This is a genomic window from Gordonia sp. KTR9, assembly GCF_000143885.2.
Classification (GTDB): Bacteria; Actinomycetota; Actinomycetes; order Mycobacteriales; family Mycobacteriaceae; genus Gordonia.
Map to the genome: position 1 here is coordinate 2,509,878 of NC_018581.1, position 26,762 is coordinate 2,536,639.

A 26,762-nucleotide genomic window follows, 5' to 3' on the forward strand; every position below is an offset into this window, starting at 1 on the left:
GAGTGCCATGCGAATCGGGATGATCTGCCCCTACTCCTTCGATGTGCCCGGCGGGGTCCAGGCCCACGTCACCGAACTCGCCGACGTCTTCCTCGACCGTGGTCACGAGGTGAGTGTGCTCGCCCCGGCCGCCCGCGACACCGAACTCCCGGAGTACGTCGTCCGGGCCGGGCCGGCGCTGGCGCTCCCGTACAACGGGTCGGTCTCCCGGGTGAACTTCAGCCCGAAGGGCTACCTGCGAATGCGCCGCTGGGTCGCCGAGAACGGCTTCGACGTCCTGCACGTCCACGAACCGAACTCGCCGAGCATCTCGATGCTGTCGCTGATGGTGGCGTCGGGTCCCATTGTCACCACGTTCCACACGGCCACCTCGAAGTCGTTGTGGCTGAGCGCTTTCCAGGGGATCCTGCGGCCCTATCACGAGCGGATCGCGGGCAAGATCGCCGTGTCCGAGCTCGCGCGCCGGTGGCAGATGGAGTCGCTGGGCTCGGATGCCGTCGAGATCCCGAACGGCATCAACGTCTCGTCCTTCGCCGACGCGGAGCCCCTCGACGGCTATCCGCACCCCGGAGGGACGATCCTGTTCCTCGGTCGCTTCGACGAACCACGCAAGGGCATCGACGTGCTGATGCGCGCGCTGCCCTCGGTCGTGGAGAAGTTCCCCTACGTGCGAGTCCTCGTCGTCGGCGGCGGCAATCAGGCAGCGTTGCGCCGACGGGCGGGGGCGCTCGCCGAGCACCTCGTGTTCCTCGGACAGGTCGACGACGCGACCAAGGCGCGGGCGCTGGCCTCCGCCGACGTCTACTGCGCCCCCAATCTGGGCGGCGAGAGCTTCGGCATCGTCCTGGTCGAGGCGATGGCGGCCGGGGCGGCGGTGATCGCCAGCTCACTGAACGCCTTCCGCCGGGTTCTCGACGACGGCCGGGCGGGTCGGCTGGTCGAGACGGGCTCTCCGGACCAGCTCGCCGCCGGTCTGGTCGAGCTCCTCGCCGATCCGGAGGCACGCGAGGATCTCGTCGCCGCCGGGCGGGTGCGCGCCGACAGGTACGACTGGTCGCGGGTGGCCGATCAGATCCTCCGGGTCTACGACACCGTCACCGTGGGCGCCGGCCCCGTCGTGGTGTCGGACTGATGGCCACCTGGATCGTTCTCGGCGTGGTGGCCGTGCTGCTCGTGATCGGCTGGGCCTACCACACGGCGAATCGACTCGACCGCCTCAACGTGCGGGTCGACCTGGCCCGCCAGGCGCTCGAATCCAGCCTCGACCGGCGCGCGGTGGTCGTGCGTGCCGTGTCCGCCGAGATGATCGCGGGCGAGGGGACCGCCGGATACCGCAGGTCCGCGGGTGACGACGTCGCCGCGCAGGCGCGGGAACTGGCGCTCCTGGCCGACCTGGCCGAGCGTGCGGCACCGTCGGAGAGGGAGCACGCCGAGAACGCCGTGTCGGCCGCACTGGCGCGGACCGACCCGAATCGTCGGTCCGCAGCGCTCGTCGTCGAACTCGCCGACGCCGAGACACGGGTGATGATGGCGCGCCGTTTCTACAACGACGCCGTGCGCGACACCCGGGCTCTCGCGCAACGCCGGCCCGTCCGGTGGTTGCGGCTCGGCGGACACGCGACGCCCCCGGAGTACTTCGAGATCATCGAGCGCGTCACCCCAGGCCAGGCGGACTGACCCTCGTCAGGGGCGATCGGCCCCTCACCTAGACTGGTGGGGTACCGCCGCTGCGATCGCGGCAGGTCGAGACTGCGACACGAGGAGATCTTCAGTGAGTCACAACGGCGCGACCGTCCCCGAGGTCGGCCAGGGCACGGCCCGGGTCAAGCGCGGCATGGCAGAGATGCTCAAGGGCGGCGTGATCATGGACGTCGTGACCCCCGAGCAGGCGAAGATCGCCGAAGACGCCGGTGCGGTCGCGGTCATGGCGCTCGAGCGGGTGCCCGCCGACATCCGCGCACAGGGCGGCGTGTCCAGGATGAGCGATCCGGACATGATCGACGGGATCATCGCCGCGGTGTCCATCCCGGTGATGGCCAAGGCCCGCATCGGTCACTTCGTCGAGGCGCAGATCCTGCAGAGCCTGGGTGTGGACTACGTCGACGAGTCCGAGGTCCTGACCCCGGCCGACTACAGCAACCACATCGACAAGTGGGCCTTCACCGTGCCGTTCGTGTGCGGTGCGACCAATCTCGGTGAGGCCCTGCGCCGGATCACCGAGGGTGCGGCGATGATCCGCTCGAAGGGTGAGGCCGGCACCGGCGACGTGTCCAACGCGACCACGCACATGCGCAAGATCCGCGACGAGATCCGCCGGCTGACGTCTTTGCCGAAAGACGAGTTGTACGTCGCGGCAAAGGAGTTGCAGGCGCCCTACGACCTCGTCGTCGAGGTGGCCGAGGCCGGCAAGCTGCCGGTCACGCTGTTCACCGCAGGCGGGATCGCCACCCCGGCCGACGCCGCGATGATGATGCAACTGGGCGCCGAGGGCGTGTTCGTGGGATCGGGGATCTTCAAGTCGGGCAACCCCGCACAGCGCGCCGCGGCGATCGTGCAGGCCACCACCTTCCACGACGACCCCGACGTGCTCGCGAAGGTCTCGCGCGGTCTGGGCGAGGCGATGGTCGGCATCAACGTCGACGACATCCCGCAGCCGCACCGCCTCGCCGAGCGCGGCTGGTGAGGATCGCGACCAGATCGTAGGTGGTCAGACGGACCGCCGTCCGCCGCGGCGCCCCCGCCCAACACGCCCGAGACCGAACAGTCGACATGCGTAGCGGGTCAGGGGCTCCGCGGCGGTAGTATCTGCTGATCATGGATGCGGCGACCATCGTTCGAGACGCCTCGGTCTCGGGCACACACATCGTGGGTGAATTGCGGCTCGAGTGGTCGGCCGCGTGCAACGTGGGGCGAGTCCGGGAGACCAACGAGGACGCGGCTCTCGCGCTGCCGGGGATGTACCTGCTCGCCGACGGCATGGGCGGACACGACAGCGGTGAACTGGCCAGCGAGGCGGCACTGCTCACGTTGTCGGAGGCCACCAGCGCCGGCGACCTCAAGGCGACTCAGCTGCAACTCGACGACCTGCTGCTCGCCGCCCAGCGCCGCATCGGCGAGATCGACACCGAGACCGAGCGCCGCGCGGGCACCACCGCGACCGGCATCGTGCTCGTCACCCACGAGCAGAGCCCCCACTGGCTGGTGCTCAACATCGGCGACTCGCGGACCTACCGCTTCCAGAACGGGTCGCTCAACCAGCTCACCACCGACCACTCTCAGGTCCAGGAGTTCATCGACGCCGGCTTCCTCACCCCCGAGCAGGCCCGAACCGACCCGCGCCGCAACGTGATCACCCGTGCGCTGGGGGCGGGCATGGTCGACCCGGTGGCCGACTACTCGAGCACGCCGGCCTTCCCCGGCGACGTGCTGCTGCTGTGCACCGACGGCCTGACCGGAGAGCTGCCCGACGAGGAGATCGGTGACATCCTGCGCAACGCGGCCGACTCCCAGCAGGCGGCCGAGCGACTCGTCGACGCCGCGCTGGCACTCGGCGCACACGACAACGTCACCGTGATCGTCGTGACCGTCCACGAGTCGGTACCGACCCTGACGATGCCCGCGCTCGACGATTCGGCGCCGGGAGAGGCCGCCGGACAGGCACCGGCCCCCGACCCGAGCTGATCGGAGAGCTGATGACCACGGGGCAGGACCGAGCCGCGACCCCCGCAGAACCGGGCGACGCCGCGCTCGATGCCGGGGCGACCTACGTCGAGTACTGCGGCGAGCGCATCGCCCTCGACGCCGACCGCCGGTTCTTCATCGGGCGCGAGGCAGATCTGTCGATCGACGACAATCCCTACCTGCACCGGCGATTCCTGGTGATCCACAACGAGAACGGGCTGTGGTGGCTCACCAACCTGGGTACGCATCTGTCGGCGAGCGTGTCGGCGGGCGACGTCGGGTTCTCGGCGACGCTGGGCCCCGGTGCGCGGATGCCGCTGGTTTTCGGTGAGACGACCATCGTCTTCACCGCCGGCCCCACAACCTACGAGCTGAGCCTGTTCGCCCGCGCCCCCCAGGTGAAGTCGGTGACGCGCCCGGAATACAGCGGGGGACACACCACGCAGGGGGTGCCGACCCTCACCGAGAGTCAGAAGCTGCTGATCATCGTGCTGGCCGAGGAGATCCTGCGACGCGAGGGGACCGGCGCGAGTGCCATCCCGTCGTCGGCGCAGGCGGCCCGCCGGCTGGGGTGGCCGCTCACCAAGTTCAATCGCAAGCTCGACAACGTCTGCGACAAACTCGATCAACTCGGGGTGAGCGGAATGCGCGGCGGGGGTGGCAAACTCGCCAGCAACCGCCGGACCAAACTCGTGGAGTACGCGGTGTCGTCGCGCATCGTCACCCGTGAGGATCTCCCGCTCATCGACGCCGAGGCGGCACGCAACGCCGCCGGCTGAGTCCGGTGTCTCATCACTACCCGTCTGACCTGCGGTTTCGTGGTGGGTAGTTCTCCCCACGGGTAGGGGAGTTCTCCCCATCGACCACCCGGGCGAAAGCTCATAATCTTCATCTCATCGCCGGGACAACCCGGGTGACCACCGGAAGACAATGAGTGAAGAGGAAGCACACATGACTGCGATCGCCCACCAGGCCCCCCAGCACCTGCGCTCGGTCAGCGCTCGTCGCGATGCGGAGGCCATCGCGCGCCGGAAGGAAGCACTGGCGCGTCTCGCAGCCCGCCGGATGCCGTTGCCCGGCCACCAGATCCAGCCGTCGCGCGCGGGTCAGCCGCTGGCACTCGGACATCGTCCGGGACATCCCCACCTGCACCGGGCGGTCACCGTGCCCGCCGCCGAGATCCCCGAGGTGGCAGCGTCATCGGTCGATCGGGCCAAGCCCAATCTCACCTCGCGCGAGGTCGAGGTCCTGCGCACCTGGATGCTGGTCGATTCCAAACCCGCTGTGGCACAGGAGCTCTACATCTCCCTCGGCACGGTCAACACCCACCTCACCCGCATCCGGGCGAAGTACGCCGAGATCGGCCGTCCGGCCCCGACGAAGGCGTCGCTGGTGGCCCGGGCCATCCAGGACGGGATCATGACGCTCGACGAGCTCTGATCGTCGCCTGCGCTTCGGTGGGCAGGGGAGTCCCCACCGGGGTCGTGCGCGATACTGGTCTGCGTGGCAGCCATCGAGGACATACTCCAGGTCGAGCAGATCGAGACCGACATCTACCGCGGCGGTGCGTTCCCGAGCCATCTCCGGCGGACCTTCGGCGGACAGGTCGCCGGACAGTCGCTGATGTCGGCGACCCGAACGGTGTCCGAGGAGTTCGACGTCCATTCCCTGCACGGTTACTTTCTGCGTCCCGGTGACCCGGACCGCCCGGCGGTGTTCCTCGTCGACCGGATCCGGGACGGGCGCTCGTTCGTCACCCGGCGGGTGACCGGCGTTCAGAACGGTGAGGCGATCTTCACCATGTCCGCGTCGTTCCATGTCCGCACCGACGAGGGTTACGAGCATCAGGACCGCATGCCTCCCGCGCCGCAACCCGACGAATTGAACGACCGCCTGGACGAACTGGGCGCGGAGGAACGCGCGGTGTTCAAGGAGTGGGCCAATTTCGACCTGCGCATCGTGCCGCGGGAGAAGATGGTCACGTCATCGTATTTCGCTGCGCAGCAACGGGTGTGGTTCCGCTACCGCCACCGGCTGCCCGACGACACCGTCTTCCACGTCGGCACCCTCGCCTACATGAGTGACATGACCCTCCTCGGGTCTTCGCGGGTGCCGCACCCGGAGTCCAACCCGCAGGTCGCCTCGCTCGACCACGCGATGTGGTTCATGCGGCCGTTCCGCGCCGACGACTGGCTGCTCTACGACCAGACGTCGCCGTCGGCGGGGTCGGGCCGAGCGCTGACCCAGGGACGGATCTTCGACATCCGGGGCAGGCTCGTCGCCGCGGTCACCCAGGAGGGGCTGGCCCGCACCGGCCGCGCGATGCCGGCCGACCAGCACGCGCGGACCGATCGGTGAGCGGGCGGAGCCGACCGCGCATCGGGGTCCTCGCCCTGCAGGGCGACGTGCGCGAACACGTCTTCGCGCTCGAGGCGGCCGGCGCCGACGCCGTGGCCGTCCGACGCCCGGCCGAACTCGACGAGATCGACGGGATCATCATCCCCGGCGGTGAGTCGACGACGATGAGCAAGCTGCTCGGCATCTTCGATCTGTTCGACCCGCTGGCGGAAAAGCTGTCCGACGGACTGCCGGCCTACGGGTCGTGCGCCGGCATGATCATGCTCGCGTCCACGATCCTCGACACGCGGCCCGACGCACGACATCTCGATGCCCTCGATGTGACCGTGCGGCGCAACGCATTCGGTCGCCAGGTGGAGAGCTTCGAGACCGACCTCGAGTTCACCGGCATCACCGACACCGACGGCGCCGCGCCCATGCGCGCGGTGTTCATCCGTGCGCCCTGGGTCGAGACGATCGCCCCCGAGGTCGAGGTGCTGGCGCGCATTCCCGACGGCCCGGCGGCCGGACGCATCGTCGCGGTCCGCCAGGGGAACGTGCTCGCGACGTCGTTTCACCCGGAGGTGACCGGCGACCGGCGCGTACATGAATACTTCGTGGAGATGGTGCGTCGGTAAGATCGTGCCGAACCAGCGGTAGACCACGAGCCCGGCACGCCGGGAACAATCCACCAGGGCGCCCAACCGACAGGGCGACCGAGTAGAGCCAGGAATGCGCCGGATGCGGGCCGCGGCCCGCCGCACGTGCCGGCGCCGGGAAAGGAATCGACGGACATGAGCGGCCACTCCAAATGGGCCACCACCAAGCACAAGAAGGCGGCCATCGACGCCAAGCGCGGCAAGATGTTCGCCAAGCTCATCAAGAACATCGAGGTGGCGGCACGGACCGGCGGCGGCGACCCGGCGGGCAACCCCACGCTGTTCGACGCCATCCAGAAGGCGAAGAAGTCGTCGGTCCCCAACGACAACATCGAGCGCGCGCGCAAGCGCGGCGGCGGTGAAGAGGCCGGCGGCGCGGACTGGCAGACCATCATGTACGAGGGCTATGGCCCCAACGGGGTGGCCGTCCTCATCGAGTGCCTCACCGACAACCGCAACCGCGCGGCGGGCGAGGTCCGGACCGCGATGACGCGCAACGGCGGCAACATGGCCGATCCCGGCTCGGTGTCCTACCTGTTCACCCGCAAGGGAGTGGTGACGCTGGAGAAGAACGGGCAGAGCGAGGACGACGTGCTGATGGCGGTGCTCGACGCGGGTGCCGAAGAGGTCACCGATCTCGGTGATTCCTTCGAGATCGTCAGCGAGCCAAGCGATCTCATCGCCGTCCGCAGCGCTCTCCAAGAGGCCGGGATCGACTACGACTCCGCCGAGGCGAGCTTCCGCGCGTCGGTCGAGGTGGCGGTGGACGCCGACGGTGCCCGCAAGGTGTTCAAGCTGATCGACGCGCTCGAGGACTCCGACGACGTCCAGAACGTCTACAGCAACGTCGACATCAGCGACGAGGTCCTCGCCGAACTCGAGAACGACTGATGACGGCGCCCTACGCGGTGTGTTGATCACCGGACTTGTCCGTCCTCCCCGATAGGATCTCGAACAACTGTTCGCAGAACACGATGCCTGGGAGGGTACGAGTGCGCGTCATGGGCGTCGATCCGGGTCTGACCCGGTGCGGTATCGCGCTGGTCGAGTCGGGTCGGGGCCGAACGGTGACCGCCCTCGACGTCGACGTGGTGCGAACCCCGAGTGACATGGAACTCGCCGAGCGGCTGCTCGCGATCTACACCTCCGCGTGTCACTGGCTCGACGTCCACCAGCCGGATGTGGTGGCCATCGAACGGGTCTTCGCGCAGAACCAGGTGTCCACCGCGATGGGGACCGCGCAGGCCGGCGGCGTGATCGCGCTCGCGGCGTCGCAACGTGATGTCCCGGTCCGATTCCACACCCCGTCGGAGGTGAAGGCGGCGGTGACCGGCAGCGGGCGCGCCGACAAGGCGCAGGTCACCGCCATGGTCACCCGGATTCTCGGCATGCAGACCAAACCGCGTCCTGCCGACGCCGCGGACGCGCTGGCGCTCGCGATCTGTCACTGCTGGCGCGGACCGATGATGGAACGGATGGCCGCCGCGCAGAAGCAGGCCGACGCGGCCGCGGCCCGTCACCGCGCGCGGGTGGCCCAGGCACGAGAGGGGAGTCGCGCATGATCGCGTCAGTCCGCGGACCGGTGCTCGAGATCGCCCTCGACCACGCCGTGATCGACTGCGGAGGAGTGGGTTATCGCGTGCTCGCCACCCCCGCGACACTGTCCCGGCTCCACCGGGGCGACGAGGCGACGCTGCTGACCTCGATGATCGTCCGCGAGGACTCGATGACGCTCTACGGCTTCACCGAACCCGACGCCCGTTCCCTCTTCGCGCTCCTGCAGACGGTGACCGGCGTCGGTCCGCGACTGGCGATGGCCACCCTCGCGGTCCTCGAGCCCGATGCGCTGCGCCGCGCGCTCGCCGAGTCCGACACCAAGGCCCTCACCTCGGTTCCGGGTATCGGCAAGCGGGTGGCCGAACGGCTCTGCGTCGAACTGCGGGACAAGGTCGACCGGCCCACCGGCGAGCCGTCGGGCGGTGTCACGGTCGTCGGCGGCATCCGCGATCAGGTGGCCGAGGCCCTCGTCGGCCTCGGGTTCACGCCCGGCCCCGCCGAGAAGGCGGTCACCGCGGTACTCGCCGAACATCCCGATGCCGACGCGTCGACGGCGCTCCGGCACTCGTTGTCGCTGCTGGGAAAGGCGTCCTAGATGACCGAGGACCCGGACTACGTCGACGATCGCGACGTGAGCGCGATGCCGGTGCGGTCCGACGGTGACCTCGACGCCGGACTGCGGCCCCGGTCGCTCGCCGAATTCGTCGGCCAGCCGCGCGTCTGCGAGCAACTCGAACTCGTGCTCCAGGGAGCCAAGGGTCGCGGCGGGACACCCGATCACATCCTGTTGTCGGGTCCGCCCGGGCTCGGCAAGACGTCGCTGGCCATGATCATCGCCTCGGAGATGGGCGCCGCGATCCGCGTGACCTCGGGCCCGGCACTCGAGCGGGCCGGCGATCTCGCGGCCATGCTCTCCAATCTCGTCGAGGGCGATGTGCTGTTCATCGACGAGATCCACCGCATCGCGCGGCCGGCCGAGGAGATGCTCTACCTGGCGATGGAGGATTTCCGGGTCGACGTCGTGGTCGGCAAGGGCCCGGGTGCCACCTCGATCCCGCTGGATGTCGCGCCGTTCACCCTGGTCGGTGCGACGACGCGGTCGGGGTCGCTGACCGGTCCGCTGCGCGACCGCTTCGGTTTCACCGCGCACATGGAGTTCTACGAGCCGGAGGAACTGGTCCGGGTGTTGCGCCGGGCGGCGGCGATCCTCGGCATCGAACTGCGCGACGACGCCTCCGGCGAGATCGCCCGCCGATCACGCGGCACCCCCCGCATCGCGAACCGGCTGCTGCGTCGGGTTCGGGACTACGCCGAGGTGCGCGGCGACGGTTCGATCACCGTGGAGGTCGCCCGCGCGGCCCTCGCGGTCTACGACGTCGACGAGCTGGGATTCGACCGGCTCGACCGGGCCGTGCTGGACGCCCTGATCCGCGCCTTCGGCGGCGGCCCGGTCGGTGTGTCGACGCTGGCCGTGGCGGTCGGCGAGGAGCCGGCGACCGTCGAGGAGGTCTGCGAGCCGTTCCTGGTGCGTGCGGGCATGATCGCCCGGACGCCACGCGGGCGGGTGGCCACGGCAGCCGCCTGGCATCACCTCGGTCTCACCCCGCCGGCAGGTGCGATGAACGCCACCTTCGGGGTGCGTCCGCGCGACGTCGCCGCGGAGACGTTGTTCGACGACCTCTGACCCCACCGGCACCACCTGCGGGGATGACCTCCCCGCAAGACGTGGCACACTGTGTGGAGCACAGCTGAGCTGATGCTGCCCGGATCCGTCCGGACAGGCCGCTCGCTCACGCCGTACATCCCGATACCCGAAGGATTGACTCGCACTCATGGACGCTCTGCTCTTCCCGCTCCTGCTCGCCCTGCTCGCCGGCTTCATGTTCCTGTCGATGCGGAAGCAGAAGAAGCGTGTGGCCGAGATGCAGGAGATGCAGAACTCGGTGTCCACGGGCACCCGCGTCCAGCTGACCTCCGGGCTCTTCGGCACCGTGATCGACGCGAGCTCGCCCGACGTCGTCGACGTCGAGATCGCGACCGGTGTGGTCACCCGCTGGAACCGGCTGGCTGTCATGCGTGTCGTCCCCACCGACGAAGCCGCCGCCACCTACGCGGGCCATGTCGCCCCGGAGATCGACTCCGACGACTACGACGTCGACTCGGTCAGCCTGGACAAGCCTGCCACCGACGACGCACGCGACACCGACAAGTAAGCCGAATCCGCGCCGCGTCGGTTCATGACGCGGCGCGCCCACCTGCCCGCGCGGCCGCCCTGGACCTCCTCTGGTGTGTCCCGGACACCGGGCCGATGGTGGCCGTGCCGGTCGAGATGCCTGTCGGCCGGTTGACGCTCTCAAGGAGACCTGAACAGCTGTGACAACTCCCTCTCGGACTTCGGGGAAGGGCCGGACTGCAGGGAAGCGGTCGCGACCGGCTCGAGAGATCCCGCCGTGGCGCCCGCTCGTGGCCTTCATCGGCCTGCTCGCGGTCGTCTACGGACTGATCTTCTTCACCGGCCCACAGACCATCGAACCGAAGCTCGGTATCGACCTGCAGGGCGGTACTCGCGTCACCCTGACCGCGCGGACCGAAGACGGTAAGGCTCCGACCCGAGAACAGCTCGACCAGGCCAAGCAGATCATCGAACAGCGTGTGAACGGACTCGGTGTCTCCGGTTCCGAGGTCGTCGTCAGCGGTGACAACCTGATCATCACGGTCCCGGGCCAGGACGGCGCCCAGGCCCGCTCCCTGGGCCAGACGGCGCGCCTGTATGTCCGGCCGGTGGTCGGGCAGCCCGTCATGGCGACCCCGCAACCGCCGAAGCCCGAAGGCGCCGACGATCAAGCGGACGCCCTGCCGACCGAGGCCGCGGCAGCCGCGATCGACGAGCAGCGCAAACTGCGTCAGGCCCCCGCGAACGCGAGCCCGCAGCAGCTCGAGGCGCTTCAGCAGCAGATGGCGAAGATGGACTGTTCGCCGACGGCCAACGATCCCCTGCTGGGCAACGACCGCCCCGACCAGTACCTGGTGGCCTGCTCGACCGACGGCTCGGAGGTCTACCTTCTCGGCCCGGAGATCATCGACGGTCGCGACATCAAGAACGCGAACGCCGGAACCGACCCGCAGACCGGCGAATGGGTGGTGACCCTGGAGTTCGAGGGTGAGGCCGCGAGCTTCTGGCCCCGGTACACCGCCGAGCAGGCGCCCAACCGGACCCAGACCGCGTTCACCCTCGACTCGCGCGTCGTGTCGGCGCCGGCGATCAACGAGCCGATCCCGGGCGGTCAGACCCGGATCAGCGGCGGCAGCGCGAGCCCATTCACCGAGTCGTCGTCGAACGAGCTCGCGAACGTGCTGAAGTACGGTTCGCTGCCGTTGTCGTTCACCGCCTCCGATGCCGAGACGATCTCGGCGACCCTGGGTCTCGCCTCGCTGCAGGCCGGTCTGATCGCCGGACTGGTCGGCCTGATCGCGGTGTTCATCTACGCGCTGGCCTACTACCGCATGCTCGGCATCCTGACAGTGCTGTCACTGGTCCTCGCGGGAGCGATGGTCTACGGCATCATCGTCCTGCTCGGCCGCTGGATCGGGTTCACGCTCGACCTGGCCGGTATCGCGGGTCTGATCATCGGTATCGGTATGACCGCCGACTCGTTCGTCGTCTACTTCGAACGAATAAAGGACGAGATGCGCGAGGGCCGCAGCTTCCGGTCCGCGGTGCCCCGCGGCTGGGCGAGCGCGCGCCGCACCATCTGGTCCGGTAACGCGGTGAGCTTCATCGCCGCCGCCGTCATCTACATCCTGGCGATCGGCGAGGTCCGCGGATTCGCGTTCACCCTGGGTCTGACCACGATCCTCGACGTCATGGTCGTGTTCCTGGTCACCCATCCGCTGGTCGTCTACGCGAGCCGTTCGACGTTCCTGTCGAAGCCGAGCGTCAACGGACTCGGGGCGATCAGCGAGGTCGCCCGCCAGCGTCGCGTGGCCGCGCACCGGCAATCGGGTGCGAGTCCCGCCGCCGGCTCCGCCGCCGCGACGGCCGACGCCGATGACACCACGGACGCCACTCGGGAGAAGGGGACGGTGCGATGACCGGGCCGGACAACAAGGCAGCCGGGGACTCGGCCGTCCTCGACGCCGACAAGGCGCAGCCCGGCGCGGACGCCGACTTCGTCGCCGACCGCGACCGGTCGTTCCTGTCCCGGCTCTACACCGGTACGGGTGCTTTCGAGATCGTCGGACGCCGCCGGATGTGGTACGGCGTGACCGCGGCGATCCTGTTGATCTGTCTGGCCTCGATCGGTATCCGCGGGTTCACCCTCGGCATCGACTTCGAGGGCGGTACCCAGATGTCGGTACCGGTCGTCTCCTCGGAGATCACCGCCGAATCCGTGGAGGAAGTCGTCACCGCAGCCCTGGGTGAGGCGCCCGAGTCGGTGCAGACCGCGGGCGCCGGTGGCAGCCAGACGATCCAGGTGCGCACCGAGACACTCGACCTCGCCGAGGCGGAGTCGGTGACCCGCGCGCTCGCCGACGAGTTCGGGCCGGAGCTCGCACCCGCCGAGGTGAGCATCTCGGATGTGAGCTCGACCTGGGGCAATGAGATCACCGAGCGGATGCTGATCGCGCTTGCCGTGTTCCTGGTCATCGTCTTCGTCTACATCGCGGTGCGATTCGACCGGGAGATGTCCGTCGCGGCGATGGGGTCGTTGTTCTTCGACCTGATCGTGACCGCCGGGATCTACTCGCTGGTCGGCTGGGAGGTCACACCGGCGACCGTCATCGGTCTGCTCACGATCCTCGGTTTCTCGATCTACGACACCGTGGTGGTGTTCGACAAGATTTCCGAGAACACCCGCTCGGTCCTGCAGACCACCCGGCGCACCTACGCCGAACAAGCCAATCTCGGCGTCAACCAGACCCTGATGCGGTCGATCAACACCACGGTCATCTCGGTGTTGCCGATCATCGCGCTGATGATCATCGCGGTCTGGCTGCTCGGGGTGGGCACGCTCAAGGACCTCGGCCTCATCCAGCTGGTCGGCGTGATCGTCGGCGCGTACTCGTCGATCTTCCTCGCCGCGCCGCTCCTGGCGACACTGAAGGAACGTCGACCCGACGTCGCCCGGCACACCGAGAAGGTCCTGCGGCGTCGTGCCGCGGTCGAGTCCGGCGTGCCGGTCGGCGACGCGCGACCGGTGCGGACCCACCGTCGAGGCGAGACCGTCGACACCGACGACGCGGACCGGGCGGTCCCGACCGGCAAACGCCGCCGCAACCGCTAGTCTCACCGACGTGACCAGTCGGAGCCGGGAGTTCGTCAGGATCCTGAGCCTCGTCGTCGGGCTCGTCACGGTCGCCGGGTTGCTGACGGCGTGCGGCGACGACGGACCCCCGACCATCGACTACGTCGTCGACGCCCGGATCTCGACCTACAACGCGAACACGGTGGGCGGCAACGCCGATGGCGTGCTCATGGCGACCACCCGGTTGCTGCCGGGTTTCAGTCTCCTGGGCCCGGCCGGTCAGGTCATCCCGGATCGTGACGTCGGCACGGTCACTCAGGTGCCCGGCCGGGTCCCGACCCTGCGGTACGAGTTCCACCCCGAGGCGACCTTCTCCGACGGAGTGGCCCTCGACTGCGACGACCTCCTCCTGGCCTGGGCGGCGATGAGCGGACGCCTCCCCGGGTTCACCCCGGCGACCACCGCGGGCTACCGGGACATCGACTCGGTGGACTGCGCGGCCGGCGACAAGAGCGCGACCGTGACCTTCGCGCCCGGACGTGAGTACCGAAACTGGCTCTCGCTCTTCGGCGCCGGCGCGATGGTGCCGGCACACGTCGTGGCCCGGGTGGCGGGACTCACCGACGTCATCGACCCGATCCGCGCCATGGACCGGGCCGCCATCGGGCGTATCGCGGACGCGTGGAACACCGGCTTCGATCTGACATTCGGCCGGGTCGACCACGCGCACTACCCGGCGTCCGGGCCGTATCGCATCGACCGGTACTCGCGATCGGGCGGTCTGGTCCTGGTGCCCAACGAGGCATGGTGGGGAGACAAGCCCGAGACCTCGCGCATCGTCGTCTGGGGTCGCGGCACCGACGCGACCCGCAGGCTCCCCGAGGGCCGGTTCGACGTCGTCGACGTGACGGCGGGCCTCGTCGACGGCGATGTGGCCGGCTCGGCGGGTGCGGCCGGCCCGGCGTCGCCCGCACGGGCACTCGGAGTGGAGGAGCTGGTCCTGGCCGGTCGCGGCGTCTTCGGTGATGTGCGGATGCGCCGTGCGTTCGCCTCGTGTGTGCCGCGTGCCGACCTCGCGCGCGACTTCGGGGCGGGTGCGCAAGTCTGGAATCTCCGTGTGCTCTCACCCGCGGACAATCTCGCCGGGCAGATGAACTCGGAATTCGGTCAGGCCTACCAGCGGCCCGACATCGAACGGGCGCGGGGACTCGTGCGGTCGGCGACCGGTCAGGGCGCGGGTGTGGATCCGGCAACCGGTGAGACGACCGCGTCCGGAGTCGCGCCGCGGACGGTGCGCATCGGCTACGTCGCACCGACCCCGCGATGGCAGCAGATGACCGCCGCGATCGCGGCGTCCTGCCGCGCCGCCGGCTTCGTCGTCGACGACGTCTCCTCCCCGGAGCTCGGTCCCGATGCGCTCGGGCGCGACGCCGACGTCCTGATCGTCGCCGGTGGCGCGTCGTTCGCCGCGGCCGGGGCCGCCGACCCCAGCCGCGACGCCTACGCCCTGCGCGGAGGCGACCCGCTGAATCTGTCCGGCATCCGGGAGCCGATGGTGAGCCGGGGAGTGGATCAGCTAGCGACGACCGTGTCGGCGCCCGATCGTCTGCGTCTGGCCCGGTCCATCGAGAACGCGACCTGGTCGACGATGCCGTCGGTGCCCCTGTTCGCGGCACCGCGGGTACGGCAATGGAAGGATCGGGTGGGCAACGTGGTGGCCGGCATGGGCCGCGACGGCACCGGATGGAATATGGATCGGTGGACGATCCGTGGCTGAGCAGGGGAGTGAACCGATGGGTGGTGTCGTGCCCGAGCGTACGGCGGAAGCGGTCTCGCGAGCACGGGCGGCCATCGCCGAACATGCCCGCCTCGTCGACGACTTCCCTGCTCCCGGAATCGCTTTCAAGGATCTGACGCCGGTACTCGCCGACCCGGAAGGGTTGTCGACCATCGTCACCGCGCTCACCCACGGCTGCACGTCGATCGATCTCGTGGCCGGTATCGACGCGCGCGGGTTCCTGCTGGGCGGTGCGGTGGCGCGTGAGCTCGAGGTCGGGGTGCTCGCGGTGCGCAAGGGAGGCAAACTGCCGCCGCCGGTCATCGCAATCGACTACAGCCTCGAGTACGGACAGGCCACGCTCGAGATCCCGGCGAACGGTCTGAACCTGTCCGGCCGCCGCGTGCTGCTCGTCGACGACGTGCTCGCGACCGGCGGAACGGCCGTCGCCGCGGCCGAACTGCTGCACCGGGCGGGCGCACACGTCGTCGGGGTCGCGGTGATCATGGAACTCGCCGGTCTCGGCGGTCGGGACACGATCGCACGCGGGCTCGGACCGGACGTGCCCGTCCACGCGGTCGCGCTGGACTGACGGCGTCGACACGATGCCGGCCGGCGCGCGACTAGAATCGGCTGAGCGCGCCCGGGCAGGCCGGACGGCTCGCCGTGTGGCGGCAGACAACCGTGAGGAGGACCGCTGATGCCCGATGAATCCGACACGGCGCAGCGCGGCGTGACCCCCGCGGAGACCGCCGGGACGACGACCGAGAGTGCCGACCGGGCGAGCGGATCGGGCGCGGTGGGCTCCATCCAGCCCGGTGCGTCCTCGTCGGCCTCGCGCCGGGTGCGCGCACGACTCGCCCGCCGTATGACGGCGACCCGCAGCCAGGTCCGCCCCGTGCTCGAACCCCTGGTCACCCTGCACCGCGAGATCTACCCGAAGGCCGACGTCGCGCTGCTGCAGCGCGCCTACGACGTCGCCGACGAACGGCACAGCGGCCAGAAGCGCAAGTCCGGCGACCCCTACATCACCCATCCGCTGGCGGTCGCGACGATCCTCGCCGATCTGGGCATGGACACCACGACCCTCATCGCGGCACTGCTGCACGACACGGTCGAGGACACCGGCTACTCCCTGCAGGCACTGGAGGCGGACTTCGGGCCGGAGGTCGCCCATCTCGTCGACGGCGTGACCAAGCTCGACAAGGTCGCGCTCGGAAGCGCCGCGGAGGCCGAGACCATCCGCAAGATGATCATCGCGATGGCGCGCGATCCGCGTGTTCTGGTCATCAAGGTCGCCGACCGCCTGCACAACATGCGCACGATGCGCTTCCTGCCGCCGGAGAAGCAGGCCCGCAAGGCGCGCGAGACCCTCGAAGTCATTGCGCCGCTTGCGCATCGGCTCGGTATGGCGACGGTCAAATGGGAGCTCGAGGATCTGTCGTTCGCGATCCTGCACCCCAAGCGCTACGAGGAGATCGTCCGGCTCGTCGCCGATCGCGCGCCGTCCCGCGACACCTACCTCGCCCGGGTGCGTGCCGACATCAACAACGCGCTGTCCGGCGCGCGCATCAACGCGACCGTCGAAGGACGTCCCAAGCACTACTGGTCGATCTATCAGAAGATGATCGTCAAGGGCCGCGACTTCGACGACATCCACGACCTGGTCGGAATGCGCATCCTCTGCGAGGAGGACCGCGACTGCTACGCCGCCGTCGGCGTCGTGCACTCCCTGTGGCAGCCGATGGCGGGCCGCTTCAAGGACTACATCGCCCAGCCGCGGTTCGGTGTCTACATGTCGTTGCACACCACCGTGATCGGACCCGAGGGCAAGCCCCTCGAGGTGCAGATCCGCACGCACGAGATGCACCGGACGGCCGAGTTCGGGATCGCCGCGCACTGGCGCTACAAGGAGAACGGCTACCGCAAGTCGGGCAAGAAGTCCGACACCGCCGAGATCGACGACATGGCGTGGATGCGTCAGCTGCTCGACTGGCAGCGGGAGGCCGCGGATCCGGGTGAGTTCCTCGAGTCCCTGCGCTACGACCTCGCGGTGCGCGAGATCTTCGTGTTCACCCCGAAGGGCGACGTCATCACGTTGCCCGCCGGGTCGACGCCGGTGGACTTCGCCTACGCGGTCCACACCGAGGTCGGGCATCGATGTATCGGGGCGCGCGTCAACGGCCGACTGGTCGCGCTGGAACGCACGCTCGAGAACGGCGAGGTGGTGGAGGTGTTCACCTCCAAGGCGCCCACCGCCGGCCCGTCGAAGGACTGGCAGACCTTCGTGGTCTCGCCCCGCGCCAAGGCGAAGATCCGGCAGTGGTTCGCCAAGGAACGCCGTGAGGAAGCGCTCGAGGCCGGCAAGGACGCGATCGCCAAGGAGGTCCGCCGCGGTGGACTCCCGCTCCAGCGGCTCCTCAGTGCGGAATCGATGTCGGCGATCGCGCGCGAACTGCGCTACACCGACGTGACCGCCCTCTACACCGCGGTCGGCGAGAACCACGTCTCCGCACGCCACGTCGTCAACCGGCTGGTCGCCTCACTGGGCGGCATCGAGGACGCCGAGGAGGCGATCGCCGAGCGGTCGACGCCGTCGACGATGCCGACGCGGTCGCGGCAGGGCGGCGATGCGGGCGTGATGGTCGACGGCATCGACAACGTGGTGATCAAGCTCGCCAAGTGCTGCACCCCGGTGCCCGGCGACGACATCCTGGGGTTCGTGACCCGCGGCGGCGGCATCAGCGTGCACCGTACCGACTGCACCAACGCCGAATCGCTGCGGCAGCAAGAGGAACGCATCCTCGACGTGTCGTGGGCCCCGTCGCCGGAATCGGTGTTCCTGGTGGCCATCCAGGTGGAGGCCCTCGACCGTCACCGCCTGCTGTCGGACGTCACCAAGGTGCTCGCCGACGAACGCGTCAACATCCTGTCCGCATCGGTGACGACGAGCCGCGACCGGGTGGCCATCAGCAAGTTCACCTTCGAGATGGGCGACCCCAAGCACCTCGGCCACGTCCTCAACGTCGTACGCAACGTCGAAGGCGTGTACGACGTCTACCGGGTGACCTCGGCGGCCTGATCTCATCGCGGACCGGGCCGCACCGGGAGAACAAAACCCCTGCTCCCCAATCCGAAAGAACCGCATAACCCCTGGTCCCTGAGGTGCGAGGAGCGATAGCGACGAGCCTCGAAGGGCCTGGTGAGGCACGTTGCGACGCCCTTCGTGGCTCGCTTCGCTCGCACCTCAGGGAGCAGAGGGGTTTGCCAGCGGCAACTCTCAGGGAGCGAAGGGGTTGCCAGCGGCAACTCTGAGGAGCAGAGGGGTTTGCCAGCGGCAACTCTCAGGGAGCAGAGGGGTTTGCCAGCGGCAACTCTCAGGGAGCAGAGGTCGGCGACTACTCGATGGTGGCGGTCTCGATGGTCACGGGGAGTTTGGGCTCGCCGTCGCCGGGCTGACTGCCGACCGGGCCGGGGTTGATGCCACCGGCGTAGACCTTGTCGAGCACCGCGAGTCCGGGCTCGTCGACCTTGCCGACGATCGAGTAGTCGGGACCGAGCTCGCTGTCGTTGATGACGATGAAGAGCTGGCTCGACCCGGTGTTCGGGTTCTGTCCGCCCTGGCTGCTGTTGGCGATCGCGATCGTCCCGCGGGGATAGATGACGGGCTGCGAGCCGGTCATCGGATCCGGCTGGCCGACCTTCTGCAGGTCGGTCGGCGGCTCGTCGGGACTGGTCCAGCCGGGCCCGCTCATACCGGTGCCGGTGGGGTCGCCGCACTGCAGGATCTTCAGCTTGTCGCTGGTCGTCATGCGGTGGCAGGTCGAGTCGTCGTAGAACTTGTTCTCGATCAGCGAGGTGACCGCCGCGGTGTTGCACGGCGCGCCGTCGCGCTCGAGTGTGATCGGCAGGTTGCCCTGGGTGGTGGTGAAGAGGGCCTGCTCGGTGCCCGACTTGAGGACCCGCTCGTCGGGCTTGGGGGAGGTCCGCTCGTTCTTCGCGGCCGCCTTCAGCTCGTCGAGTTCGGCCTGATACTGCGGGCGCTGATCAGCCGGGACGGTGTCGGGCACCTGATCGGGCAGCTGGTCGAAGCGGCTCGGGGAGTCCTCGTAGGCGCAGGTCGTCCAGCGTGCGGCCTCACGGTCGTCCATGATCTTCTTCACCACGACGGCCGTCACGCCCGCGACCACGGCCACCACGACGGCGGTCGACACCGAGGCGATCACGATCTTCCGCTTGCGCCGGGCGAGGCGCTCGGTCTCGAGGCGTTCTTCGAGCTTCCGCTTCGCCGCCTCACGGCGCTCCTCATTGCTGGACACGCGGGTGAATCCTCCTGAATCCCGGCACGAGGTGCCGATCTGCTGCCCGCACGGAGTGCCGATCTGCTGCACCGCACGGAGTGCCGACGGTCTGTCGGCATGGCAGTACCGACATCGTCGTGGATGTCACTTACTCGGGGGCAAGTGTGCCAGTTGTACCTGAGAACAGGGTGCGGCGGGTGGCGAGCCATGCCGCCTACGCAACAATGGACTCTCGACGTGTGTGCGTCGTCCTGTCCGCGCCGACCCGAGGAGCATCATGCTCATCACCGGATTCCCCGCCGGGATGTTCCAGACGAACTGCTACATCGTCGCCGCCGAGGCGGGATCAGATGCGGTGATCATCGATCCGGGACAGGACGCGGCTCCCCGGGTCCGGGAGTTGCTGGCCGAACACGACCTCACCCCGGTGGCCGTCCTCCTCACGCATGGTCACCTCGACCACACCTGGAACGCCGCGCAGCTGTGCGACGAGTACTCGATCCCGGCCTACATCCACCCCGCGGACCGGCCCATGCTCGCCGATCCCGGTCTGGGCATCGGACGAGCGCTGGGCGCGATGATCGGGGACGAGGTGTTCACCGAGCCGGAGAAGGTCGTCGAATTCTCCGACGGTGAGCCGGTGGAGCTCGCCGGGATCTCGTTCTCGGTCGACCTCGCGCCCGGACACACGCAGGGCTCGGTGCTGCTCGGTGTCGAGGTCGACGTGCCGGAGGAGGCCCGCGACCAGGCCGGACCCGACACGCCCGCGGTGGTCCCGGTGTGCTTCTCCGGTGACGTACTCTTTGCCGGGTCGATCGGTCGGACCGACCTGCCCGGAGGCAACCACCAGCAGTTGCTCGACTCGATAGCGGCGAAGCTGTTGCCGCTGCCCGCTGAGACACTGGTGCTGCCCGGGCACGGACCCCAGACCACGATCGGCCAGGAGAGCGCGAGCAATCCCTTCCTGGCCGGACTCGACAGCCAGAGCGCACGACCGAAGGGACGACACGGACTGTGAGCGGAGCATTTCAGGCCCCCCGGGGCATCCCGGACTACTTCCCGCCGAACTCGGCGGACTTCCGAAGGGTCCGGGACACGCTCACCGACGCGGCGCGTCGCGCCGGCTACGGGCACATCGAACTCCCGGTGTTCGAGGACACCGCGCTGTTCGCGCGTGGGGTCGGCGAATCGACCGACGTGGTCAGCAAGGAGATGTACACCTTCGCCGACCGCGGCGACCGGTCGGTGACGTTGCGTCCGGAGGGCACCGCGGGGGTGGTGCGGGCGGTGATCCAGCACGGCCTCGACCGCGGTCAGCTCCCGGTGAAGGTCTGTTATGCCGGGCCGTTCTTCCGCTACGAGAAGCCGCAGACCGGTCGCTATCGTCAGCTTCAGCAGGTGGGCGTCGAGGCGATCGGCGTCGACGACCCGGCGCTCGACGCCGAGGTCATCGCGATCGCCGACGAGGGGTACCGGCGCCTCGGTCTGACGGGATTCCGGCTCGAGATCACCTCGCTGGGTGACGACGAGAGCCGTCCGCGATATCGAGAGGCGTTGCAGGAGTTCCTGTTCGGACTCGACCTCGACGAGGCGACCCGGGCGCGTGCCGAGATCAACCCGCTGCGGGTCCTCGACGACAAGCGTCCGGAGATCAAGGCGGCCACCGCGGGTGCGCCGCTGCTCATCGACTACCTGTCCGACGACGCGAAGTCGCACTTCGATCTCGTCCTCGCCCACCTCGACCGGCTCGGCGTCGTCTACGAGATCAATCCGCGCCTCGTCCGCGGCCTGGACTACTACACGAAGACCACCTTCGAATTCGTCCACGACGGCCTCGGTGCGCAGTCGGGTATCGGCGGTGGCGGGCGCTACGACGGTCTCATGCGACAGCTCGGCGCCAAGCAGGACCTCTCCGGCATCGGCTTCGGGATCGGCGTCGACCGGACCATGCTCGCGCTGGAGGCCGAGGGCGTCGCGGGTACCGAGGCGGCGCGTTGCCAGGTCTTCGGGGTACCGCTGGGCTCGGCGGCAAAGGCCGAACTCGTCGGTGTCGCAGGCACTCTGCGCGCCGCCGGGATCAGTGTCGACCTCGCCTACGGCGATCGCGGCCTCAAGGGTGCGATGAAGGCCGCCGACCGCTCGGGTGCGCGGCTGGCCCTGGTGCTCGGGGAGAACGAACTGGCCGAGCGCCGGCTGGAGATCAAGGACCTTGGCAACGGCGAACAACACCGGGTGGCCCTCGACGATGCGGTCGCCGAGGTCCGTCGCCTCCTGGGCTGAGGCTCATTCCACGCCGTGGGTGCCGGACTCGAGGCGTGAGCGTGCGAGCTCGCTGGCCGCGCCACCGAGCGCCAGCCACAGGGCGCTGATGTCGTCGACGAGGTCGGCCCGGGAGACCGGAAGGGTCCCCTCGGCCCACGCGAGAATCGCCTGGGCGCTGCCGCCGATGACGAAGGCGGGGGCGGTCCGGGCCAGCGAGTCGGCCTCGAGCTCGACGCCGTGGATGGTCCGTGCGTGCTCGATGAGGACGGCGGTCAACCCCGTCATCGCCTCGGTGCGTCGTTCGTCCGCCGCGGGTGTCCCGGCGGCCCCGCCCAGCAGGATCCGCGCCTTGCGCCGGTCGGTTCCGAGGACGCCGACGACCGCGTCGACGGCGCCTCGAGCCTGTTCGGAGAGCGGGCGGTCGAGAAGGCCGAGGTAGGCGCCGACGGCCGCATCCACCACCTCGCCGGAGATGTCGTCGATGACCGCGTCGGCCAGGGTGTCGAGGTCGGGGAAACTCTCGTAGAAATAGCGCTTGTTGAGCTGCGCGTCGGAGCACAGACCCGCGACCGTCGCGGCTCGCCACCGGCCGTCGGACATCACCGTCGCCGCGGCATCGACGAGCGCGGCGCGCCGGCGCGCCGCCCGTCCGGCCGCGGATTCGCCGCCGTAGCTGCGGTCGGTGCTGGTCGAACTCACCGGCTCATCCTTCCATCCCGCCCGGCCGGGGCGGCCGTTGACAGCCCGCGACCTATCTGGCACATTCTGGTACCACATTAAGTGGCACAAAATAGTGCCAGTTAGGAGACGTGATGAGTGCAGAGCTGAACACCGCACGAGAGGTCGACGAGGGGAGCCCGACGGAGCTCCAGATGCTGGCCGAACTGCGGACCCTCGCCGACCACAGCCCGAACCGGGCGCGTAGTGAGGCATGGGGCTACCTCCGGGAACTCGGTGAACGCGACGACCGGGAGGCGCTCTCGACGCTCTTCGGTGCCGGAAGCGACCCGCAGGGCCTCGACGGCAAGCTGGAGGGACTGATCGTGGGGAAGCTGTTCGGGATTCCCGAAGCCGCCCTTGCCAACCCGCTGATGAAGATCGATCCGACGTGGCGGGGCAAGTCCTTCGACCAGCGCGCGGGAACCGGCCTCAACCGGTTGTCGCCCATCGCGGCGCTGGTGATGCCGATCATCGCCGCCGGATACCTCGGCCTGCGCCCGGTCGACGGCGAGATGGAGGGATTCCATTTCGAACACGAGCCGAGCCTCGGACTCATCGAGCCGAAGGTGCGTGTACGCGCGCTCGACTACGGGGTCCCGAAGTACAAGAATCCGGGAGTCCGCACGTTCCCGATCCGCAAGACCAGGGACGAGATCGTCGAACTCGTCCCGGGCGTGTACCTCGGCCGGGCACTGCTGTTCCGTGGCACCGGTGAGATCCGCCTGATCGCGTACTTCGCGCTGCGCCACCCGATCGGCAGCCCGCTGTGATCGCACTGCAGGGCGCGCGGGTGTGCGTCACCGGGGGAGCCCGCGGTATCGGTGCCGCCACGGCCGCCGCACTCGTCGAGCGCGGCGCGACCGTGTGGATCGGCGACCGAGACCTCGATGCCGCGACCGCCACGGCCGAGCGACTCGGGCAACGGGCGCGCGCAATGCGCCTCGATGTCACCGATGTCGACTCGTTTGCCGCCTTCGTCGACGCCGCGGCGGCGACGGGACCGATCGACATGCTCGTCAACAACGCGGGTATCCAGCACATGGGTCGCCTCGTCGACCAGGATCTCGCCGGGCTGCACCGTGAACTGGCGATCAACCTCGGGGCGGTCGTCACCGGCACCCACCTCGTCCTGCCCGGGATGATCGAGCGCCGCCGCGGCCACATCGTCAACGTGTCGTCGATGGCGGGCAAGGTCACCACCCCCGGGATCGCGACCTACTGCGCGTCGAAGTTCGGCGTCGTCGCGCTGTCGAAGGCGGTCCGCGCCGAGCTCGCCGGGACGGGCATCACGATGACGACGATCCTGCCGGCGGCCACGCGCACCGATCTGACCGCGGGCGTCCGGTTGAGGTTGCAGCCCACGCTCGACCCCGACGACGTCGCCGCCGCGATCGTCGCCAGCGCCGGTCACGGCCGCGGGGAGGTCACCGTCCCGCGCTACCTCGCGCCGATCGGCATCCTCGAGGACCTCATCCCGTCGCCGATCATGTGGCGACTCAAGCGGTTCGTCGGGGGCGCGGACTACGGCGCGTTCGATCCGGCGCAGCGGCAGTCGTACCTGGATCGCAGTCGGGTGTCCTGAGCGGTGATCGGACGTCAGTCGTCGGGACGGCCGACGACCTCGGCCGCGAGTACGTCCAGGGACACACCGCCGAGAGCCAGTGCGCGCGAATGGAAGTCCTGGAGGGTCCAGTCCGGGTGGAGGCGGAGCGCGTCGGTGCGGGTCCGTTCCCAGACGCGCTGGCCGAGCGCGTACGAGGGGGCCTGACCGGGCCAGCCCAGATAGCGGTCGAGCTCGAAGCGCAGCACCGAGTGGTCCATCGCCACCGACGAGGTCAGGAACGTCCAGGCCTTGTCGGCGTCCCAGATCCCGCCGCCGAGGGACTCCGGTGCGGGCAGACGGCAGTGCACGCCGATGTCGACCACGACACGCGCGGCCCGCAGCCGCTGGGAGTCGAGCATGCCCATGCGGTCACCCGGGTCCTCGAGCCAGCCGAGCTCGTCCATCAGCCGCTCGGCGTACAAAGCCCAGCCCTCGCCGTGTCCGGAGGTGAAGGAGGCGAGCTTGCGCCAGGAATTGAGGTCCGGGTCGACGATCGCCGAGCCGAGCTGCAGGTGATGTCCGGGGACGCCCTCGTGGTAGACGGTCGTCTTCTCCTGCCAGGTGTGGAAGACGGTCTGATCGTCGGGTACCGCCCACCACATCCGGCCCGGCCGGGCCAGATCCTCGCTGGGCTGGGTGTAGTAGATGATGCCGGTCGACGACGGGGCGAGCCGGCATTCGAGCCGGGACAGCCGGGCCGGGAGGTCGAAGTGGGTGCCCGCGAGGCCGGCGACGGCCGCGTCGGAGGTCGCCTGCATCCAGTCGACGAACTCGCCGCGATCGTGGATCTGGTACTGCGGCTGGCGATCCAGCCAGGCGAGCGTCGCCGGCACGCCCTGTCCCGGGAGCAGTCCCTCGGCGATCTCCTGCTGCTCGGCGACGATCTGCTGCAGCCGGGTCATCGCCCACGCATAGGCGTCGTCGGGGTCGGCGTCGGCGCCCAGATACGCCGGCAGGTGCAGCAGGTACCGGTCGCGGCCGACGGCGTCGTCGTCGACGGCGTGATCGAGAACCTCGGTGCGCAGGTAGTGGGCGAACGTCCCGAACGAGGTGCGGGCGGCGTCGAGCGCAGTGGCGAGCGTGCCCGCCAGCGCCGGGTCGGCCGCAATCGGCGCCGTGTTGCCGCCGATGCCGTCGGCCGCCGAATCCGCTTGCCGGGCGACGGCCTCCACCTGCCGGCGTGCCGGCCGCGGACCGTGCCGGAGCCGGTGGGCCAGACCGTCGACGACGCCGGTGAGCGAGGCCGGGATCGCGGTGAGCCGGGACAGGAAGACCTCGCGTTGTTCGCGGGTGTCGGTCGGCATGAGGTCGAAGACGTCGCGCAGTGCCTGCAGCGGCGACGCGATGACGTTGCACTCGCCGATGTGCTCGCCGGCGTCGGCGAGCGCGAGTTCACGACGCAGCGAGGCGCTCATGGTGGCGACGGTGACGCGGTCGATGGCATCGGCGACGTCGGCGCGCGCCAGGGCGGACAGGGTGCCGGCGGCGACCTCGGCGCGTTCGGCGCACCCCTGCGCCGAGAAATCGGTCATCCGGTCGTCGTGCTCGCCGTGACCGATCTCGGTGGCGAGCAGCGGATCGAGCGTGCACAGCCGGTCCAGATGCGCCTCGGCGATCGCGTCGACGGCGGTGGGCTCGCGCGCGCCCGCGGTGTCGGTGGCGTTCACAGGGCGTCGGTGGCGAACGTGTCGCAGCGATCCGGGTCGCCCGCCTGATAGCCGATGGTGAACCAGCGCGTGCGCTGCGCGGCCGAACCGTGGGTCCAACCCTCGGGATTGGAACCCGGACCCTGGATGGTGTCGTCGCCGATGGCCTTCGCGGTCTGGATCACGGTCGCGATCTGTTCCTCGGTGATGGGCGCCAGCAGCGCGTCGGGACCGTCGTCGGCGTGGTGGGCCCACACCCCGGCGAGGCAGTCTGCCTGCAATTCGACCCGGACCGAACCCGATCGCGGTCCCTGCGAACCCATCCGCTGTCCCTTCGCGAGCGCGCCGGTGAGATTCTGCACGTGGTGCCCGTACTCGTGGGCCACGACGTACTCCTGCGCGAGAGGTCCGTCGCTGCCGCCCATGCGGCGGAGCTGGGCGAAGAACGTGGGGTCGAAGTACGCCGTCGAATCGGCGGGGCAGTAGAACGGGCCGGTCGCCGAACTCGCCGAACCGCAACCGGTGTTCACCGCATCGGCGAAGATGACCGTCTGCGGCGCCTGGTACTCGGGCCACAGGTCCGACCACACCGTGTCGACGCTCACGGTGGTCGCCTTGATCCGGCAGATCGTGTTCTCGTTGGCCATCTCGTAAGTGCACGAGTCCAGCTGCTGCTGGATCTGTGCCGCGTCGGACGACGTCCCGGGCGCCGGACCGCCGCCACCGAGCAGGTCGCCGGGATTCACGCCGAAGAACAGCGCGACGATCGTGATGAGGAGCCCCGCGCCACCGCCCAGCGCGATCCGGCCCCCGCCGCCCCCGCCGCCGGAGACGTTGCCGGTGTCGATCGATCCGCTGCCTTGGAAGGTCACGCGGCCATTCTGGCACGATCGGCACCCGCCCCTCGTTGGTTGAGCAGCTGAGGAGCGAAAGCGACGAGCCGTGGCGAAACCTGCCCTCGGTGAGGCAGCGC

Annotated in this window: 26 protein-coding genes; 22 read left to right on the forward strand and 4 right to left on the reverse strand. The window is 69.4% G+C overall.

The genetic code is table 11. The features are described from left to right. Positions 1–7 precede the first annotated feature (7 nt). The 18 genes from KTR9_RS12245 to KTR9_RS12330 all read left to right on the forward strand — a co-directional run bounded on the left by KTR9_RS12245 (position 8) and on the right by KTR9_RS12330 (position 18,339). Complete coding sequence (locus KTR9_RS12245) at positions 8–1,132, forward strand: glycosyltransferase family 4 protein (protein WP_010840928.1); 1,125 nt, start codon at positions 8–10, stop codon at positions 1,130–1,132. Beyond that, entirely contained in the window at positions 1,132–1,677 is a 546-nt protein-coding gene (locus tag KTR9_RS12250) for a hypothetical protein (protein ID WP_010840929.1), read from the forward strand. The genes KTR9_RS12245 and KTR9_RS12250 overlap by 1 nt, the downstream gene beginning before the upstream one ends. A 94-nt stretch (positions 1,678–1,771) precedes the next feature. Next, complete coding sequence (pdxS, locus tag KTR9_RS12255) at positions 1,772–2,683, forward strand: pyridoxal 5'-phosphate synthase lyase subunit PdxS (RefSeq protein ID WP_010840930.1); 912 nt, start codon at positions 1,772–1,774, stop codon at positions 2,681–2,683. Positions 2,684–2,814: 131 nt separating this feature from the next. Then, positions 2,815–3,681: a PP2C family protein-serine/threonine phosphatase gene (locus KTR9_RS12260; protein ID WP_010840931.1), complete on the forward strand. Its 867-nt coding sequence runs from the start codon at positions 2,815–2,817 to the stop codon at positions 3,679–3,681. A gap of 11 nt (positions 3,682–3,692) precedes the next feature. After that, positions 3,693–4,460 (forward strand): FHA domain-containing protein, encoded by a 768-nt coding sequence (locus tag KTR9_RS12265; RefSeq protein ID WP_010840932.1) that lies wholly within the window; start codon positions 3,693–3,695, stop codon positions 4,458–4,460. A gap of 172 nt (positions 4,461–4,632) precedes the next feature. Beyond that, on the forward strand, positions 4,633–5,121 hold the full coding sequence (locus KTR9_RS12270) for a helix-turn-helix transcriptional regulator (RefSeq protein WP_010840933.1): 489 nt from the start codon (positions 4,633–4,635) through the stop codon (positions 5,119–5,121). 63 nt (positions 5,122–5,184) lie between these two features. Then, the gene (locus tag KTR9_RS12275) at positions 5,185–6,039 is read left to right on the forward strand and encodes an acyl-CoA thioesterase (RefSeq protein ID WP_014926609.1); all 855 of its coding nucleotides are present in this window, start codon (positions 5,185–5,187) and stop codon (positions 6,037–6,039) included. Further along, complete coding sequence (gene pdxT, locus KTR9_RS12280) at positions 6,036–6,656, forward strand: pyridoxal 5'-phosphate synthase glutaminase subunit PdxT (protein WP_014926610.1); 621 nt, start codon at positions 6,036–6,038, stop codon at positions 6,654–6,656. The genes KTR9_RS12275 and pdxT overlap by 4 nt, the downstream gene beginning before the upstream one ends. 156 nt (positions 6,657–6,812) lie before the next feature. Further along, entirely contained in the window at positions 6,813–7,568 is a 756-nt protein-coding gene (locus KTR9_RS12285) for a YebC/PmpR family DNA-binding transcriptional regulator (protein WP_010840936.1), read from the forward strand. A gap of 101 nt (positions 7,569–7,669) precedes the next feature. Next, positions 7,670–8,239 carry a crossover junction endodeoxyribonuclease RuvC gene (ruvC, locus tag KTR9_RS12290; protein ID WP_010840937.1) on the forward strand — a complete coding sequence of 190 codons (570 nt, stop codon included), beginning with the start codon at positions 7,670–7,672 and terminating at the stop codon, positions 8,237–8,239. Continuing rightward, on the forward strand, positions 8,236–8,829 hold the full coding sequence (gene ruvA, locus KTR9_RS12295; protein WP_014926611.1) for a Holliday junction branch migration protein RuvA: 594 nt from the start codon (positions 8,236–8,238) through the stop codon (positions 8,827–8,829). Before ruvC ends, ruvA begins: the two co-directional genes overlap by 4 nt. After that, positions 8,830–9,918, forward strand: coding sequence for a Holliday junction branch migration DNA helicase RuvB (gene ruvB, locus KTR9_RS12300; RefSeq protein ID WP_014926612.1), 1,089 nt, complete (start codon positions 8,830–8,832; stop codon positions 9,916–9,918). A gap of 148 nt (positions 9,919–10,066) precedes the next feature. Beyond that, positions 10,067–10,447 carry a preprotein translocase subunit YajC gene (gene yajC / locus KTR9_RS12305; RefSeq protein WP_010840940.1) on the forward strand — a complete coding sequence of 127 codons (381 nt, stop codon included), beginning with the start codon at positions 10,067–10,069 and terminating at the stop codon, positions 10,445–10,447. A 160-nt stretch (positions 10,448–10,607) separates the two neighbouring features. Further along, on the forward strand, positions 10,608–12,326 hold the full coding sequence (gene secD, locus KTR9_RS12310) for a protein translocase subunit SecD (RefSeq protein ID WP_014926613.1): 1,719 nt from the start codon (positions 10,608–10,610) through the stop codon (positions 12,324–12,326). Continuing rightward, complete coding sequence (gene secF, locus KTR9_RS12315; RefSeq protein ID WP_014926614.1) at positions 12,323–13,519, forward strand: protein translocase subunit SecF; 1,197 nt, start codon at positions 12,323–12,325, stop codon at positions 13,517–13,519. Before secD ends, secF begins: the two co-directional genes overlap by 4 nt. A gap of 10 nt (positions 13,520–13,529) precedes the next feature. Then, positions 13,530–15,257: an ABC transporter substrate-binding protein gene (locus KTR9_RS12320; RefSeq protein ID WP_014926615.1), complete on the forward strand. Its 1,728-nt coding sequence runs from the start codon at positions 13,530–13,532 to the stop codon at positions 15,255–15,257. 16 nt (positions 15,258–15,273) lie between these two features. Then, entirely contained in the window at positions 15,274–15,849 is a 576-nt protein-coding gene (locus tag KTR9_RS12325) for an adenine phosphoribosyltransferase (protein ID WP_014926616.1), read from the forward strand. Positions 15,850–15,957: 108 nt separating this feature from the next. Beyond that, positions 15,958–18,339 carry a RelA/SpoT family protein gene (locus KTR9_RS12330; protein WP_014926617.1) on the forward strand — a complete coding sequence of 794 codons (2,382 nt, stop codon included), beginning with the start codon at positions 15,958–15,960 and terminating at the stop codon, positions 18,337–18,339. 316 nt (positions 18,340–18,655) lie between these two features. Here the strand turns inward: KTR9_RS12330 and KTR9_RS12335 are convergent, their stop codons facing one another. After that, positions 18,656–19,576 (reverse strand): peptidylprolyl isomerase, encoded by a 921-nt coding sequence (locus KTR9_RS12335; protein ID WP_010840946.1) that lies wholly within the window; start codon positions 19,574–19,576, stop codon positions 18,656–18,658. Between the two features lie 259 nt (positions 19,577–19,835). On the opposite strand from KTR9_RS12335, the gene KTR9_RS12340 reads away from it, so the two are divergent. Then, positions 19,836–20,576: an MBL fold metallo-hydrolase gene (locus KTR9_RS12340; protein ID WP_014926619.1), complete on the forward strand. Its 741-nt coding sequence runs from the start codon at positions 19,836–19,838 to the stop codon at positions 20,574–20,576. Continuing rightward, positions 20,573–21,838, forward strand: a complete 1,266-nt coding sequence (hisS, locus tag KTR9_RS12345; protein WP_014926620.1) for a histidine--tRNA ligase — start codon at positions 20,573–20,575, stop codon at positions 21,836–21,838. Before KTR9_RS12340 ends, hisS begins: the two co-directional genes overlap by 4 nt. Positions 21,839–21,841: 3 nt before the next feature. On the opposite strand, the gene KTR9_RS12350 is transcribed toward hisS, so the two are convergent. Continuing rightward, a complete protein-coding gene (locus tag KTR9_RS12350) occupies positions 21,842–22,519 on the reverse strand; it encodes a hypothetical protein (protein ID WP_014926621.1) in 678 nt (225 codons plus the stop codon). Positions 22,520–22,632: 113 nt separating this feature from the next. Here KTR9_RS12350 and KTR9_RS12355 point away from each other — a divergent pair, with 113 nt between their 5' ends. Both KTR9_RS12355 and KTR9_RS12360 read left to right on the forward strand, forming a co-directional pair. Further along, positions 22,633–23,310, forward strand: a complete 678-nt coding sequence (locus KTR9_RS12355; protein ID WP_044506581.1) for a hypothetical protein — start codon at positions 22,633–22,635, stop codon at positions 23,308–23,310. Continuing rightward, positions 23,307–24,122 (forward strand): SDR family oxidoreductase, encoded by an 816-nt coding sequence (locus KTR9_RS12360; protein ID WP_044506584.1) that lies wholly within the window; start codon positions 23,307–23,309, stop codon positions 24,120–24,122. Before KTR9_RS12355 ends, KTR9_RS12360 begins: the two co-directional genes overlap by 4 nt. Before the next feature lie 14 nt (positions 24,123–24,136). Here the strand turns inward: KTR9_RS12360 and KTR9_RS12365 are convergent, their stop codons facing one another. Both KTR9_RS12365 and ypfJ read right to left on the reverse strand, forming a co-directional pair. Then, positions 24,137–25,810 carry a DUF885 domain-containing protein gene (locus KTR9_RS12365; protein WP_014926624.1) on the reverse strand — a complete coding sequence of 558 codons (1,674 nt, stop codon included), beginning with the start codon at positions 25,808–25,810 and terminating at the stop codon, positions 24,137–24,139. Then, entirely contained in the window at positions 25,807–26,661 is an 855-nt protein-coding gene (ypfJ, locus tag KTR9_RS12370) for a KPN_02809 family neutral zinc metallopeptidase (RefSeq protein WP_010840950.1), read from the reverse strand. The genes KTR9_RS12365 and ypfJ overlap by 4 nt, the downstream gene beginning before the upstream one ends. Positions 26,662–26,762: the final 101 nt, after the last annotated feature.

What these genes read in the sequence shown, in the direction of transcription:
- KTR9_RS12245 (WP_010840928.1), top strand. Translation starts at nt 8, where the DNA reads ATGCGAATCGGGATGATCTGCCCCTACTCCTTCGATGTGCCCGGCGGG.
- KTR9_RS12250 (WP_010840929.1), top strand. Translation starts at nt 1,132, where the DNA reads ATGGCCACCTGGATCGTTCTCGGCGTGGTGGCCGTGCTGCTCGTGATC.
- KTR9_RS12260 (WP_010840931.1), top strand. Translation starts at nt 2,815, where the DNA reads ATGGATGCGGCGACCATCGTTCGAGACGCCTCGGTCTCGGGCACACAC.
- KTR9_RS12265 (WP_010840932.1), top strand. Translation starts at nt 3,693, where the DNA reads ATGACCACGGGGCAGGACCGAGCCGCGACCCCCGCAGAACCGGGCGAC.
- KTR9_RS12270 (WP_010840933.1), top strand. Translation starts at nt 4,633, where the DNA reads ATGACTGCGATCGCCCACCAGGCCCCCCAGCACCTGCGCTCGGTCAGC.
- KTR9_RS12285 (WP_010840936.1), top strand. Translation starts at nt 6,813, where the DNA reads ATGAGCGGCCACTCCAAATGGGCCACCACCAAGCACAAGAAGGCGGCC.
- ruvA (WP_014926611.1), top strand. Translation starts at nt 8,236, where the DNA reads ATGATCGCGTCAGTCCGCGGACCGGTGCTCGAGATCGCCCTCGACCAC.
- ruvB (WP_014926612.1), top strand. Translation starts at nt 8,830, where the DNA reads ATGACCGAGGACCCGGACTACGTCGACGATCGCGACGTGAGCGCGATG.
- yajC (WP_010840940.1), top strand. Translation starts at nt 10,067, where the DNA reads ATGGACGCTCTGCTCTTCCCGCTCCTGCTCGCCCTGCTCGCCGGCTTC.
- secF (WP_014926614.1), top strand. Translation starts at nt 12,323, where the DNA reads ATGACCGGGCCGGACAACAAGGCAGCCGGGGACTCGGCCGTCCTCGAC.
- KTR9_RS12325 (WP_014926616.1), top strand. Translation starts at nt 15,274, where the DNA reads ATGGGTGGTGTCGTGCCCGAGCGTACGGCGGAAGCGGTCTCGCGAGCA.
- KTR9_RS12330 (WP_014926617.1), top strand. Translation starts at nt 15,958, where the DNA reads ATGCCCGATGAATCCGACACGGCGCAGCGCGGCGTGACCCCCGCGGAG.
- KTR9_RS12340 (WP_014926619.1), top strand. Translation starts at nt 19,836, where the DNA reads ATGCTCATCACCGGATTCCCCGCCGGGATGTTCCAGACGAACTGCTAC.
- KTR9_RS12355 (WP_044506581.1), top strand. Translation starts at nt 22,633, where the DNA reads ATGAGTGCAGAGCTGAACACCGCACGAGAGGTCGACGAGGGGAGCCCG.